This window comes from Arthrobacter sp. alpha11c (genome assembly GCF_054149985.1).
This window is the reverse complement of sequence record NZ_CP196747.1, coordinates 3,247,628-3,262,047: the sequence shown is the minus strand read 5'-3', so window position 1 is coordinate 3,262,047 and position 14,420 is coordinate 3,247,628. Positions and strand designations below refer to the sequence as shown.

Below are 14,420 nucleotides of genomic sequence, written 5' to 3'. Positions count from 1 at the left end.
CTGACATTATTGGTTGGCATTGATTCATGCCCACTCGCCCGCAGCAGTCTTCCAAGGAGCAAACGCTCCGGTGGGCGGAACGACGAATGGTGGTTGGAGGCCGCATCCGGGAAATTCGCCTGGAGCAGGGATTAACACAGGAGGCCCTGGCGTTGGAATCAGGCCTGAGCCGGAACATGATTATTGGGATCGAATGGGGCCGGAAGAGTGTTGCTTACGAGCGGCTGTGGGATATAGCCGCTGTCCTGGGTTGTGACATCACTGAGCTGTTTGTGCCTGCTGGGCGCCATCCATCTGTCAGCCCTTACCGGGGCGGTAGCAGGGCGATGAACAAGTCGGACCAGACGTAGCGGCCCCACCTGCAGGTGCGTGAGTCTGGAGCGCGGCTCAGGGGCAGCCGCACACCGGGAAGTCGACCAAGGCCGAGTGGCTTTGTTTGAGCTTTACTTTCGCCGGATCAATTGCGTAACGGGCGGATAATCTACCGGACCTGCCACATGTTCGAAGGCCTGCCCGTCGAGCCCGTAGGCAAAGGGCCCGCCACCAGGGGTCGTCCTGCCAATGGGCAATCCTTGGAGCATCGCCCGGAGCATTGTCTCAACGCTCATTTGCTTGATGCTGAAGAGATCCTGAATAACTGCCTCGGGTTGTTCGGACGCTCGGCGGTGTTCCAATTCGCTGTTGCGGCGCGAAGTCATGGGCATCATGTGGTCGGGGCGGACGCAGAGGGTGTTGCGGCATACATGGTCGAGCGTCAGGCGGTTTCCGTGTCCGCCCATGAAGAGTCCGTAGGAGTAGCGGTGAGCCAGCCATTCGTGGTTGTCGATGCTGATGACGCCGTATCCTGGCCGCAGTTCACCTGTTGGGCTGACGTCTACCTTGTTGATTCTGCCGGTCCAAGGCCAACATCCAAACAGGCCATCGAGGCCGTCGCGGGTCGGCGTAATCTGTCTCACGAATTTGTCCAGGGTTCGGCGCATGGCTTCAGGCGTGCGGATCGGCTCCACCAGCAACAGGGGCTCGTGCATCCGGCAGTAGCCTTCTCGGGAATATCCGGGTACCAACCGGGTTGTACAGCCGGCGGCTTTGCACTTCGGCTTCTTCCGCTGTTCTTGCCGGTAGTGCTTTTCGCAAAGCCCTTTGGCGTAGTGGGGGTTGGGCGGAAGATAGCGGGGGTTGGTAGCGATGCAGACGAGGCAACTGCGCCGGAACTGATCTTTTGGTCTTGGCATATCGTCGTTTCCCCGCCGCGATGTGTCCTATATAACTCTGGTGGAGGATGCTACCGTACTGCCCCGAAGCCCGCAATACAGCGGATTCCGACCGAGAATCGCCCGATTCAGCATGGGGTGAGTTAGGGCAAATAACGGGGCTATTGGGCCTTTATTTGTGGGGGTGGATTGGTGGGGGTGGATTGGTGGCCAACGGCTTTCCAAATGACGGCCTCCCCCTAAGGGCGGACGCCTCAGGCTTTCTGATGCTGATCCGCTCCAGTCCGGGGACGCGTCTCTCGCGACGTTGGATCATCGCTCTGTGCCGCCAGGCACCTGTGCTCCGGTCGCCATGCTGGCGACACCCGTGGTTGTTGTCACCTGCGTCTCTCGTGCAAACGAGAGCCTGAGGAGGATTGCTTTGGGTATCAAAGTAGGACACAAATTCACCTACGTCTCTCACTGGGGATTGGATGAGAGCGCACCTGCCTCTCTCGGAAGGCCCTTGTGGCCCAGCGCCTTGATTCACCCGCCTCTCTTGCTGCGGACGATGTGTCCTTGCGGCTGGAAGCGTATCAGCCCTGAAAAACGATGCGCTGCCTGTCCAGACCTACCCGAATCGGGGCCCAACGAAGCGTCGTCAGAATTTCGGCGCACAAGGCGTTCTACAGGGACGCTAAGCGCACAACTACGGTCGTAGACGGCTGGCTTCTCGGGCTTCGAACGGATCTGGGCGGATCCGACTGGTTTGCTGTTCCGACGTTGATAGACACCACCTCTGATGGGTACCCCGTCGGAGGTGGTGAGCTCGGTTGCTGGCTGGGTCTATTCGGCGTGCGGTTGGTGTGTCTGCTCCTGCCGGATTTCCTCCCGGTCCCTAAGCACCCGCTCGGTGATCGACATGGCCATCACCACCGCGATGTAGGCCCATGCCCACATGCCACTCAGGATGCCGGTCGCCAGCAGCAGGAAGCCGAGGGCAACAAGTGCCCACGACGTGACCTTGAGTGCGCGCACAACGCTTGCGACTGGCATGCAATGATCATCCCTTTCCTTGCGACTACCGTAAAGACCGTGCCGCCGGTAAAGCATGTAGCAGTCACGAAGCCCCTAGGCGGCATCTCGAGAAGTCGTGAGTGCACTACCCCCACGCAATACAGGGTGATACCCCCTTGCCTGACGGGTGTGGCCCAACCGGTATCTGGGAATCAGCCATGACAGCCACCCTTGGGGCTGATAACCGGTCAATATGGGTGACAATCACCATGGTCATGCCTCGATCGCAGCTACCAGCAACGGGGTGGGGGTAGACCCTCGTTTCGCGGGCAGCCCTGCCCGCCGGTGATAGCGCCCGACTAGCCGTACGGGTTTGAAAGTATTAAATATGATTTAAGTTGCTCCTGCAAAAGTGATGGTTGCCTTGGAGAGAGTGTTTGCGCTTCCGGCGATGCGTAACTCGTCTGGCCAACTATGGCCAACAGCAACACCCGACGCGACCGTCACAATGAGTCCGTTCCAACCGCGGTGAGCCGGAGTTTCGACGTCCCTGTTGGCGTCACCCGTGATCGATGCCGTGGTTGGGGGTTGGTGTTATCGGAGCCATCTTGGAGGCTGGTCAGGGTCGATCAAGAGCAGTTGGTTCGGCGCCTCTTCAAGGCGGCCGAAGATGTTTTGCCCAGGCCGATCACGGAATGCCACGACGATGTCCGTATAGGGCGCGGTTGGCCACGGATTCCACTGCCTAATGTGTGGGATATCGAGCGTATAGCCACTGCCGTCTGGCTCCGGATCGACGATGACCGTCAAGATCCGAATTGAGGCAATCGAGGCCGTCGCGCCCGACAGGCTGACCTTGTGCAGACCAGACAGGACTCTGAAATGCACCCGCAGATCTGCATCGGTGCGAGCGTCCTTTACATGGGCTTTCGCGGCCTCGGACAGCCGGAGTGCCGCACGGACCAGTGCTTCTTGCTCAACCGCAGTCACGGGCCGGAGACGCCCGCCTCCGTTGTCGTGTCCCACCAAGGCATTCGTGGGGTCCGTGTAGACCTTGCGGTGCACGAGACTGGCCCGCACCTCCGCTGTCGCATCGTACGTGAGTGCCGCGGCCTGCCAAATGTCCTCCGGCAGAAAGCTGGGCGCCCCCTTGAAGTTCCGCGCGAGATCGCGCTTTCGCTTGATGCTGAAGCCGCGATCCTGGTCGGGCTGCTCGCCAGCCTGCAGGAAGCACGCCTCCAGGAACAGATCCAGCACCTTCCAAGCCGTTCCGAAGAGTAGCGGGCGAAGCTTCAGCAGGGTGACACAGCCTTCGGGAGTGGGGCCTGAGGTGTCGGCCGCGGCGACGAACAACTGTGTCTCGTCCGTCGCCGAGTCGAGAGTCGCACGGGTGACGGTAGTGCCCTGAGGGACAAGAGGCATCGCGCGTTCAAGCACGTCACGTTCAAGTATCGTGCTGACCTCGAAGTCTGCCCACGTCATGAGGCAAGCCTAGGACACACGGGGAAAATGGAAGGGCCTCTTATACGGGCCACAGTCGCCAATGTAATGTCATAACTTTATAGACAGGCCAATGAGATTTAGCTGCGGTAACATTAACGCCGACGAGGATGGCTATTACTGGTTGCTGAACGGCTTCGAACGCAGAGACAGGAACGATTCTCTGGACGTGGTGGCGAGCGACCTGGAGGGCATTAGCGCCACGCACCTTCGACAGATGTACCGGAAACTGATGAAGCATCGGGGTCTGGACTACGCCCCCTCCGACATGGTTATTCGGGCGGGAGGAATCCCATCAGATTTCGACCTTCGCGATCTCCCGAATCTACCGGTGTCAGGTGTGTACTTCTCCTTCGATGAAGGGGAAGTCCTGCTGGTAGTGCAGTGCTTCCTTACGCTTCCAAACGACTACGACGTCGATGCGGAGCTCGATGTGGCTGCTGTACTCACCCCATTGCTGCACAGAAAGCGCCTTTCGCTCCTTAGTGTTGAGGCGGAACGCCATTACGATCGCGACATTTTTGTAACCGTGGCGATGCGATTCAATCCACGCGGTCGCTGGCTATCCGAGCTGTACTCCGATGCGCTGGATGTTATTGCATTGCTTGAGGCGTCCTGCGGTGAGGTGACGCGAAAAACGGTGGCGGAGCTAGTTCGTGGTGACATGCCAAGGCATTGCTTGGCCAACCAGAAGGTGTCTGGCTCGAGGCGAAGAGCCAGCACGCTGACCTTACTACGGAAGTTGGAAAGATTCGCCTTGCCCAGTGGGTGTCCCAGTTCGCTAATAGCCGGGACGGCGGAGTCGTAGTTCTGGGACTGGCCACGAAGAACAGGGGCAGCGGCGACGTGATCACCAAAATTACACCGTGGCCGCGGGTGGCGCCGTTCCATGTGGAATGCGGGCCCGGGGCGAGAAGATCAACCGTCTTGGTATCGATGACGGTTTGCCCGTCCTCCGCCTAGAGGTTCAGAACACGCCCACTACGATTTTGTGCTTTCTTGTCTGCGGCGAGCGCGGCGGCTTTTGGTTGGCCCCTGGTCCAGGTCGGCCTTCTTCACAGAGCCGATAGTCCCGCCGTCGCCAACCGCTCTTATAAGATCCGTGCAGCATCCTAATGTCCAGGTAGCGGCGGAAGCCGAGAGCGCATGATTCCACAGATCTTTCCTCGCTCTGAACGGGTCGATAATTCGTCTTGCCGTGAAGTATCTCGCTTGTGCTCGATGAGGGAGTTCATGAGGCAGGATGGCCGAATAAGGATGCTTGTGTATTACGGCGATAGTTGGGCGTGGGGCGTTCCACTAGGTGCGTGCCTCAGATCCATGCGGTGACGCCGGGGATTTGTCGGTCCTGCCAGGAAGACCGCCGGGTAGTGACGGCCCCTGGTTGCTTTTCTGGGTTCGGACCATCATGTTGTCTGTATGGGTGTTCCTCAGACCATTCAGATCTTTCTTCCCGGGGGAGACCCCGCAGGCATTCGTATGGCGGAAATTACGACACGCACGGTTCGCGTCTTCGAAGTACCTAGGACGCTGCTTAGCGACTTCAGGGCGATGCCAGAGTCAAAGCACGTTGGCATCTACTTCCTGTTTGGCGAGTCGACCGCGGGGCTCAGCGAGGCGTATATCGGTCAATCGGGAGATGTTGGAACCCGGATCAAGAACCACGACGGGTCGAAGGAATTCTGGAGCAGGGCCCTTATCGCAGTGTCCCTAACCAACTCTTGGACCAGCACTCATGTCAGTTACATGGAATGGCAAGCGATTCGTCAGGCCACGGCCGCCGGCCGGTATGAGCTGTCCAACCGTAACGACGCGTCCAACCCTCACACCCCAGCACCATTGGAGGCCGACTGCCAAGAATATCTTGAAACCATCTCGGTGCTCGTTACAACTCTTGGGTACCCTATCTTGGAACCGCTCGTACAGGAAGGCCATGCAGCCGACGGACCGGAAATGATCTTCGGCAATGTCCGAGATTCAGAGTTGAAAGGCTTCTCCACGCCCGAAGGAGTGGTGGTCCTCGCCGGTTCCCATGGGCGCGCTGAACCAGCGCCCTCTGCGGCAGCGTCGATCCGCGCCTACCGCCAGCGTCTGATTGAACAAGGTATTGCCAGCGTCCAGAACGGCAAGTTCAGCCTGTTAAGGGATCACCTGTTCGGGAGCCCCAGTATGGCAGCCGCAGTGCTGATAGGAGCCAACATCAATGGCCGCATCACATGGAAGAACTCAGCTGGTCTTACCTTTCAGCAGATAGAAGACCAGAAACTCGCCGCACCCCCGCCATAGTACTGCGACGGGGCCGACGGGCCCCTGCCGTCGTCCAGCCACCTATTCCTGCCCAGTGCGGGGTCCAGGTGAAACTCGACCTGCGGGGTCCAGGTGAAACTCGACCCGGTACTTCATGAACCGAATGTTTTGTGCCATGGACAACGCCCTCCGAGTCCGCGTCTTCAGTTGTCATGCCTCCATCGCATTCGGAGGCATGATCACCGCTGAGGGGACTCGTTGACGTCCGGGTGGGTGCGGTGGCGTAGACCTGCTTGCGCCGCGTGTGAGGGCGGCGTGGACGAGCTGGGTTCCGATGCCGCCGTTTCGCCGGTGATGAGTACGACTGCTCAATAGAGTGAGTGCATTTCACGAACCCTTCTTACGTTCACTTCCATCTGATGTAGGAGCAGGCGAGGGTAAGGGCAGGGTGGCCGGTGTGCCAGGTTGCTCCTCCGCCGAAGAGATTGCTGGGGCATCACCTCACTACGTCCTAGGTTCGGCTGAAGTGGATCCCAAGCCTACTTTGCGTCCACTCACTGGTGATTGCCCGTCTCTGCACTAGTTGACGTCGACGTATCTTCGAGTGCTACGGCCGGTCCCTGGCAGGGTCTGTTTGGGTGTGGGCTCGAGGGTATAGGCGGACGGTATCAACCGCCTGGTGAAGAATCTTTTTCTAACAGCTTTCAAGCACCGAAAGAGGAGTTGCGACTTGTTATTGCTTTCCTAAGACCGAGTCCAGTGCGGCACTGTCGTAATAGAGGTATGCATCTGTGATCTGGCCATATTTGACTGTCACGATGGAGCAGCCCGTGGCGTTCAGGTCGGGTGCTGTGGGAGAGGAGCCCAGCATCTGCCAGCGAGCGACCGCCCGGTTTCCAAAGCTGAGGATCTCTACGAGGATCCGCCGATAGTCGGGGTAAATCTCCATGACGTGACGCATTTCGCTTTGATCTTCCTCGGCAGAAGACACAGATTTGATACCGTTCACGGTGATGCTTATGTCCGGGGCAACGAGCTGTGCCATCGCGGTGAAGTCTCTCGTGTTTTCTGCCTCGTTGTAGGCCTCCCAGACCTTGTTTGGCTGCGTGGTCATGATGCCACCCTTGTTTGCCGGGCGTTGGGTGAGCCGATTAATGAGGCTGTGGTGGAAGTTCTCAAGGAAATAGTCTTTCTGCTGGATGTGAGTCGGTCAGTCTCCGGTGCCGGTGGACTTGTCCTTGGTGGGGAGTACTCAGCGGATTGTTAGATGACTGGCGAACGCGCGGTCATTGCTGCGGGCGTCATGTTTTCTCACGATGGCACTGGCGACGACTAGGTCTTCCCAGGACATTCCGGAACTCTTGAACAGGACGGGTCGATCAGGGCTAAGCTGAACGGCGCCTGTTACAACGTTCCGCATTGGAATCAGTTGCTCTCGGGTCAATGCTCCTTCGCCGATGGCGAGGACTATGTCACCTGATTCGCGCAGTGCTGTGGCGACATCTTCAACGATGACCTGTGCACGCTCACAGAAAGCCGCATCTACTTCGCGGACATGCGGTTCGTGGGAACCTACGGCGATGACGATGGCGTTCGAGCGTAAGAGCTTGGAGTCGAAGAGTGGTTCCGCGGAGGATGTTGCACAAATAATGATGTCTGCCGCGGCTACTGCTGCGTCTGCTTCGGGTGAGTCCGAGGCGATAACCTCCTGGCCCGGAGCTGCAGGTACGGCTGCCCTTGAGGGGTTACGGACAATGTACGTTACGTGCTCGACGGGACGTTTCCCGTTCAGGACTCCTGAAATGGTCTCTACGTGACCCACCCCCTGTTGTCCTGCACCGAAAACCGCGAGCCGTAGGGGTTCTGATCCCTGGGTGAGTACGGGCAGCACAGCTGCAACGGAAACTGCAGGCGTGCGCAATGTCGTCAGTGCTGTACCGTCCAGGATCGCCGTTGGGGCGAGTGTTTGAGCATTGAACAGGAGGTAGAGCGCTTGAATACGCGGAAGTCCACGCTCGGGGTTTCCCGGAGCGACGGTAGCCACTTTCACACCGGTATGGGTTTTGGCCTCTGCGGGCATGATGAGAAATTGTCCGTCTTTGAGCGGGATGAGGCTGCGTTCAGGATCATTTGATGGATCCAGGCCGGCAATGAGCGCATCAGCGATGGCCGCCGCTGCTTGGCGGGGGGAGAGGAGAGCCCGAACCTGCTCATCGGAAATGAAATTAAGCTGCATCGGGAACCCCGCACTTCGCGCGCAGATAGGATCCTTTTCGTATTGGAATCACTGTTTCCACCTGTCTTTTCGCCACTTACGTAAGTGGTTGGTTCTTCAACTGCATGCTCGAAAGATCTAATCGCGGCGTTCGCGGCTTCTGCAGCACTAACGACTCAACGATGAGCCTAAGATCGTCCTACGCTTCTACTGTAAGGTATTACACCTAAGTATAAGCCAGTCTACCCGTCGAGGAGTTTTGGAAATGAAAAGCTCGTTACAGAGGATCTGCAGCATCGACCCACAGCTGCCGCTCATCTGTGAGAGGCAAAGCGGGTCCCTGTGGTGGTGCTTCGCCCGCGTTTCCATGCAGCGGGTCTAAAATGGGGTGTCAGACCTTACAAAGGAACAGGAGTGGCCATGGCTACAGCATTGGCGTGGAACGAGGGAGCTGGCGATGAAGTCAGAACCCAGAGTTTTCGGGAACAGGCAGTGCGTATCATCCGTTCGCAGATCGTCTCCGGCCGTCTTGAACCGGGTTCCATGCATTCCATCGGTGCGGTTGCTGAACGCCTGAACGTTTCCATCACCCCCGTTCGCGAGGCGCTGCATGACCTCGCCAAGGAGGGGCTCATCGAGATGAAGCGCAACAGGGGGTTCCTTGTCCGGAAGTTGACCAACAAGGAGCTTGACGACGTTGTGCAGATTCGCGCGATGATCGAGGTGTCCTCGGTGCGGGAGATTACGGAACGTACACTCATCAAGGACTTCACCAACCTCAGGCACCTGTGCCGGCGGACGGATGCATTTGCTGCAGCTGGGGAGTGGGAGGACTTCGTGGAAGCGGACCGGGAATTCCATTTGACGCTCCTTTCAGCCCTGGAGAACGAGAAGCTCCTCGAGATCATTGGAACCCTGAGGGACCAGAGCAGGCTTCTAGGGTTGGGAGATCTCGCGGGGAAGGAAGTCTTCGTCCAATCGACAAAGGAGCATGAGCTCCTTTTGGATGCCATGGAGGCCAAGGATGCAGGAAGGGCCGCGGAAATAATGAGCAGCCACATGCGGCACGTTCGCGGTATTTGGGCAGGGCGCGACGAGGCTGCCAAGCAAACCAATTAGGCTCCCGCAGCCGGCCAGCCCCAGGCTGGCGCCGCAGCCGGCCAGCCCCAGGCTGGCGCCGGGGCCGGTGCTGACTTTGGGCTAGAGCTTGAAACGGTCGGCGGCGAGGCTGGAAAGGTGCCGGGAAGATGCTTCACCGACAGCCAGCTCCGCTATGAGCCGGCCCGTCGGGGGCGCCAGGCTAACTCCCAACATTGCGTGTCCCGTAGCTATGAGGACATCGTGGTGCTTTGGTAAAGGGCCGATGATCGGCAGCCCGTCGGGGGTCATGGGGCGGAGACCCGTCCAAGGCTCCGCCGGTGTCGGGAGAGATGGCCATTGGGTGAAGTATGCCGGGAGGCTTTTCAGCAGCCCCTCAGCTCGCACCCTGCTGATGCGTTCGTTCGTGCCTTTGCCGAATCCCATGGTTCCAGCGATGCGCACCTTGGAATTCAGCGGTGTAATGGCCACCTTTGCCTCAGCAAGATACATCGGATGCTGTGGGCCATCAGGCTGGAGCGGAAGGTCATAACCGTATCCCTTCCCGGAGGCCAAGGCGATGGAGCTTCCAATGCCGGCAAGGATTTCGTTGGTCCATGCCCCCGCCGCAACAACAACCTTGTCCGCGCTAAGGGCTTCCTGACCAACTTCGACTGTCACTGACCCATGTGTTGCGCTGCGAAGACGTGCGCGCCGGCCAAGGCGAAACTCCACCCCGTCCCGTCGGCAGGCAGCCGTCAGCCCCTGGGTTAAGGAAGCTGGGTCAAGGGATCGATCGCCGTAGGTCTGTAATCCCCCCGCCAGTTGCGGAACAGTGCCAGGTACTTCCCTGGCCAGGTCGGAACCTTCAAGAAGCCGCCATTTGAAGTCCTCGATGTGCCCTTCCATCGTCTCGAGTTCGGCCGCGTGCTTATCCAGGTTGGATGCGCTGGTGTACAGCATCGTGAGGGGGTCGTTGTGGGCTTCGAACGATACCCCGTCAGCGGCCATGTCATCGAACAACTGCAGCGTCTCACGACTCAGATGCGACAGGACCTCCAGACCCGCTTCAAAGCGCGCGGTCGTGCAGTTGCGCAGCATCTGCAACATGAAGCCAAGATACTTGGGGCTGATGCTGGGGGAGACATATAGGGGACTGTCTTTGCGGAGCATCCAACGCAAAGCCTGCGGCATCATTCCAGGAGCGGGAACGGGAGTGGACATACTGGGTACCACCCAGCCTGCGTTATGTCCCGAAGCCTTGGCGCCTGGCTGGCCCGCATCAATGACCGTTACTTCATGTCCCGCTTTGCGCAGGTAGTAGGCCGAAGACAGGCCAATTGCGCCCGCCCCAATCACTATTGTTTTCATGGTTCTTCCGGGTTGTGATTTGTGCTGACGCTGGCGCAACGGCCAAACACAGCGGTTCAATGTCGAGCTGGGGGGTGGGGCGGTTCAGTACAAGTTGTTGCCGAATGTGGCGCTCCTCGCAGGCCGCCCGGCTCAGCGACGCATGCTGAATCTAGCCAATATCATCCTCAAGGTGTAATACCCCAACGAATCAAGCGAGGTATCTTCCAGGGGTGGATATTTGTTGAGTCCTGAGGAAGGCGCTTTTGCGGGAATTCCCATGACGGTGCTCATTCGGTCGCGGTTTGAAAGCGGGATGATCCCTCTGACTGATCGTGGGCAATGAGGACACCCTCCCGGAAATCGAAAGCGCGCCTGCCGGGGGATGTGTTGACCCACAGGATTGTGGAATCAAGCGTCTTGGCGTCGACCGTCGCCTGGTAAAAGTCCTGCCCGGGTTCGGTGACGGTGACAGGGTCGCCGATATCCAGATCCGTCCAATCTTGCGGTATATGGTCCAAAATGCCTTCCACAGTGCCCCTTTCGGTTACGGATAGGAGTGGGATGTTCGGGCCTTAGTAGGCCTTAACTCGTTGTTCAACGACCATGTGGATCAGCGCGAAAATGCCTTGGTTGTCGATGGCCGAGAGTGCGGCATCCAGAGCCGCTGGTACGTCCTTGTCGTTCTCTACCCGGGTTCCAAACCCGCCAAAGGCCGTAGCCATGAGTGCAAAGTCGGGGTTTTTCAGTTGAGTGCCGGAGACCCGCGAGGGGTAGTGGCGTTCCTGATGGGTCCGGATGGTTCCGTATTCCTGGTTGTCCATGACGATGACCAATGGGGTTGCGCCGTACTGGGCCGCAGTTGCCAGTTCCTGGCCGTTCATCAGGAACTCTCCGTCGCCGGCTATGGTTACGACTCGTCGTCCGGGTTGGGCCAGGGATGCTGCGACCGCGGACGGGATGGAATAGCCCATGGATCCGTTTCGTGCGCTGATCATGGATGAGTACAGGCGGGTCGGAAAGTACCGGTGGGCCCAGTTGGTGTGTTCGCCGGCGCCGAAAGTGACCATGGCGTCGCGGGGAAGGGCTGGTACCAGGTTTGCCATCAAGGTGTCCATGCGCGCGGGGCCGTCGGCTGGAGCTGCGGGGGGAAGTGCTGCGAAGTCTTCCTGTTCGCGTCGCATCCGCCCGCACCAGGCTTTCCATTCATCTCTTACGGGCAATTCAATGGCCACGAGGTCCCGGACGAAGACATCTGGTTTAGCCACGATTTGGTATGAAACAGGGCCGGAGCGTCCGCGCAGGGAAGGGTCGATGGTGACCAGGAAGTTCTTCTTGGTCCAGTCCTGCCTGCAGAGGAAGCCGTCCGTGATGACATCGCCCGGGACGGTTCCAACGAAAATGAGAAGATCTGTCTCTTCGAGCAGGTCGTAGGTCGGTTTGGGTCGACCATAGCCGATCGGCCCCACATACGACGGTGAGTCGAACGGTATGGTGCCCTGGGTCCTCCATTCCGCTGCGGCGGGGATGTGGTGCCGTTCGAGCCAGCGGGTGAGTTCGTAGGCGCCTTGTTGGGTCCAGTCGTTGCCGCCGGTGACGAACAAAGGTGAGGAAGAGGCAGCCAGGGCTGTGCGGAGCGTTTCGACGTCCACGGTGGTCATGCCGCCGGTGGCGACAGGGATGGGAGGATGGATTGCTGCTGGCACGGATTGTTGCAGCACATCTTCGGGTAGACCCACAACGACCGGGCCGGGCCGGCCGTTCATCGCGGCGAACATCGCTTCGGCGACAATTTCCGAGGCCCTTTCCGGATGGTCCAGGATCATGACCCTCTTGGCCCCCGAGCTGAACCAGGCCTTGACGTCAAATTCCTGGAAGGCTTCCCTGTCCCGGTGCGCAAACGGAATCAGTCCAACAAAAAGGACCATGGGAGTTGAATCCTGCCAAGCGGTATGGAGCCCTACATGGGCATTTGCGGCCCCTGGACCTCGGGTCACCATTGCCACTCCGGGCACCTGATTCAATTTTCCGTCGGCTTCTGCCATATAGGCGGCTCCGCCTTCATGGCGGCACACGACAGTAGCTATTGACGATTCATGGAGGCCATCCAGAACGTCAAGGAAGCTCTCACCGGGAACGACAAAGGCTCTCCGGACTCCGTGAGCCGCCAGCGACTCCACTATCAAATGTCCGGAAGAAGTGGATGGAGAGCTTTCGATGACCTCCAGCCCTGTTTGTTCGGAAGTGCTGGCTGCCGTTAAAAGCGAAGGTGTTGGCGCAGCAAGGGTCGTCGGATCCGACGCCGCCGAGAGACTCATGAATGTCCTATCGATATTTCTGGGTCGTCCTGCGGGGTGCCCCCGGTGGAATACGTGCTGAACCACCCTGACCGTGGGAAGACGCGCAGGTCCCAACGTGTTCTGCCTCGGGCATCGCCTGGCGACCACGGTGTCGCCGGGCGCCAAGGCCTTAAGTATTGATATGTAATACCTTACTATGTATAAACAGCCTGGCAGCCCTTGTCAATGTTGTCCCGGGGGTCATCGGCAGGAGGTGCCCGCCCGTAGGTAGCCGAATCAACACGGCTCAGAGGAAACCAAGTCCAATGTTGTGCGGCGGGATGGAGAAGAAGTCATGCTGGAGATTCGCCGCCTGCGGCTGCTGCGCGAACTGGGTATCCGTGGAACACTCGCCGAAGTAGCTGCGGCCCTGGCATACAGCCCCTCAACGGTTTCCCAGCAGCTCGCCTTGCTGGAGAAAGAGGCGGGGGTCGAGCTCTTCCGTAAGGCGGGTCGCCGGGTCGCCCTGACCCCCCAGGCCATGGTTCTTATTGAGCATACTGACGCTCTTCTCGATGCCCTTGAGAAGGCCGAAACTGCCCTGGCGGCCAGCCAGCGACAAGTGCGCGGCACGGTGCGCCTTGCGGTCTTCCAGACGGCCACCTTGGCGCTAATGCCCATGACGCTGCGGACTTTGAGGGAGTCGTATCCCGAGCTGCGGGTTGAAATGGTTCAGCATGAACCCGAGACGGCACTGCATGAAGTGTGGGCCCGTGACTTCGACCTCGTCGTGGCTGAGCAGTACCCGGGGCACGCGGCGCCCCATTATCCAGGCGTGGACAGACAGCATCTGACGCTTGACACAATCCATTTGGCCGTTCCCTCCGTGACGGCAACAGCTGGCTTCGCCGACGTGACCAGCCTTGCGGAAGCGGCCAATGTTCCTTGGGTCATGGAACCCCATGGAGCTGCGTCCCGTCACTGGGCTGAGCAACTCTGCCGCGCTGCGGGATTTGAACCCGACGTCCGCTATGAAACCCCGGACTTGCAGGCCCACGTGCGGCTGGTGGAGACGGGTAATGCCGTGGCGCTGTTGCCTGATCTCGTTTGGGTGGAGAGGTCGATCGGAGCCAGGCTGCTGGGTCTTGAAGGGGACCCGCAACGGCTCCTTTTTACTTCAATGAGACGTGCCAGCGCCGGGCATCCGGTATTGAGGGCAGTCCGCGCAGCACTTGCTGAAACCGTACGGCTGCTATTGCCGATGTGAACGGGCAACCTGGCGGCGCCACGTCAGCGGAAGTCGGGATCGCTATCGAAGAAGACCGGCAGCGGCTCCGCGAAGGGACGCCAGGCCACCACCTTGCCTTCAATGGTGGGCATTGACTTGCCTTCCAGAACAAGGACCGGGAGGGCGTTCTGGCCATCAGGGGACCACCATCCCGACCGAGGGCATGGCCGCCCGGTCTGTAACTGCCTGACGGCGATCGGCGAAGCCTGCCAGTCCACATCTCTGCGTTTCATAGACCCATAGTAGTCATAAGGCGT

Annotated in this window: 14 protein-coding genes; 5 read left to right on the top strand and 9 right to left on the bottom strand. The window is 59.2% G+C overall.

The genetic code is table 11. The annotated features are described in order from the left end of the window. Window positions 1-26: 26 nt before the first annotated feature. Window positions 27-350, top strand: coding sequence for a helix-turn-helix domain-containing protein (locus ACTAQJ_RS14895; RefSeq protein WP_498697221.1), 324 nt, complete (start codon window positions 27-29; stop codon window positions 348-350). 93 nt (window positions 351-443) lie between these two features. On the opposite strand, the gene ACTAQJ_RS14890 is transcribed toward ACTAQJ_RS14895, so the two are convergent. The 3 genes from ACTAQJ_RS14890 to ACTAQJ_RS14880 all read right to left on the bottom strand — a co-directional run bounded on the left by ACTAQJ_RS14890 (window position 444) and on the right by ACTAQJ_RS14880 (window position 3,689). Further along, a complete protein-coding gene (locus tag ACTAQJ_RS14890; protein WP_498697220.1) occupies window positions 444-1,028 on the bottom strand; it encodes a hypothetical protein in 585 nt (194 codons plus the stop codon). Between the two features lie 1,008 nt (window positions 1,029-2,036). Then, a complete protein-coding gene (locus ACTAQJ_RS14885; protein WP_498697218.1) occupies window positions 2,037-2,246 on the bottom strand; it encodes a hypothetical protein in 210 nt (69 codons plus the stop codon). 555 nt (window positions 2,247-2,801) lie between these two features. Further along, window positions 2,802-3,689, bottom strand: a complete 888-nt coding sequence (locus tag ACTAQJ_RS14880) for a hypothetical protein (RefSeq protein ID WP_498697217.1) — start codon at window positions 3,687-3,689, stop codon at window positions 2,802-2,804. A 91-nt stretch (window positions 3,690-3,780) separates the two neighbouring features. Between ACTAQJ_RS14880 and ACTAQJ_RS14875 the strand changes: the two genes are divergently transcribed. After that, the gene (locus ACTAQJ_RS14875) at window positions 3,781-4,515 is read left to right on the top strand and encodes a hypothetical protein (protein ID WP_498697215.1); all 735 of its coding nucleotides are present in this window, start codon (window positions 3,781-3,783) and stop codon (window positions 4,513-4,515) included. Between the two features lie 671 nt (window positions 4,516-5,186). Next, on the top strand, window positions 5,187-5,993 hold the full coding sequence (locus tag ACTAQJ_RS14870; protein WP_498697214.1) for a GIY-YIG nuclease family protein: 807 nt from the start codon (window positions 5,187-5,189) through the stop codon (window positions 5,991-5,993). A 694-nt stretch (window positions 5,994-6,687) separates the two neighbouring features. Here the strand turns inward: ACTAQJ_RS14870 and ACTAQJ_RS14865 are convergent. Then, entirely contained in the window at window positions 6,688-7,068 is a 381-nt protein-coding gene (locus tag ACTAQJ_RS14865) for a nuclear transport factor 2 family protein (protein ID WP_498697212.1), read from the bottom strand. 138 nt (window positions 7,069-7,206) lie between these two features. Continuing rightward, window positions 7,207-8,190 (bottom strand): ornithine cyclodeaminase family protein, encoded by a 984-nt coding sequence (locus tag ACTAQJ_RS14860; RefSeq protein WP_498697210.1) that lies wholly within the window; start codon window positions 8,188-8,190, stop codon window positions 7,207-7,209. A 399-nt stretch (window positions 8,191-8,589) separates the two neighbouring features. On the opposite strand from ACTAQJ_RS14860, the gene ACTAQJ_RS14855 reads away from it, so the two are divergent. Continuing rightward, window positions 8,590-9,288, top strand: a complete 699-nt coding sequence (locus tag ACTAQJ_RS14855; RefSeq protein WP_498697208.1) for a GntR family transcriptional regulator — start codon at window positions 8,590-8,592, stop codon at window positions 9,286-9,288. Between the two features lie 81 nt (window positions 9,289-9,369). On the opposite strand, the gene ACTAQJ_RS14850 is transcribed toward ACTAQJ_RS14855, so the two are convergent. The 3 genes from ACTAQJ_RS14850 to ACTAQJ_RS14840 form a co-directional block, all read right to left on the bottom strand. Beyond that, entirely contained in the window at window positions 9,370-10,617 is a 1,248-nt protein-coding gene (locus tag ACTAQJ_RS14850) for an NAD(P)/FAD-dependent oxidoreductase (protein WP_442005998.1), read from the bottom strand. A 269-nt stretch (window positions 10,618-10,886) separates the two neighbouring features. Next, window positions 10,887-11,129: a hypothetical protein gene (locus tag ACTAQJ_RS14845; protein ID WP_498697205.1), complete on the bottom strand. Its 243-nt coding sequence runs from the start codon at window positions 11,127-11,129 to the stop codon at window positions 10,887-10,889. A 42-nt stretch (window positions 11,130-11,171) separates the two neighbouring features. Beyond that, entirely contained in the window at window positions 11,172-12,914 is a 1,743-nt protein-coding gene (locus ACTAQJ_RS14840; protein WP_498697204.1) for a thiamine pyrophosphate-dependent enzyme, read from the bottom strand. A gap of 316 nt (window positions 12,915-13,230) precedes the next feature. Between ACTAQJ_RS14840 and ACTAQJ_RS14835 the strand changes: the two genes are divergently transcribed. Continuing rightward, entirely contained in the window at window positions 13,231-14,142 is a 912-nt protein-coding gene (locus tag ACTAQJ_RS14835) for a LysR substrate-binding domain-containing protein (RefSeq protein ID WP_498697202.1), read from the top strand. A gap of 23 nt (window positions 14,143-14,165) precedes the next feature. On the opposite strand, the gene ACTAQJ_RS14830 is transcribed toward ACTAQJ_RS14835, so the two are convergent. Beyond that, a complete protein-coding gene (locus tag ACTAQJ_RS14830; protein ID WP_498697200.1) occupies window positions 14,166-14,396 on the bottom strand; it encodes a hypothetical protein in 231 nt (76 codons plus the stop codon). Window positions 14,397-14,420: the final 24 nt, after the last annotated feature.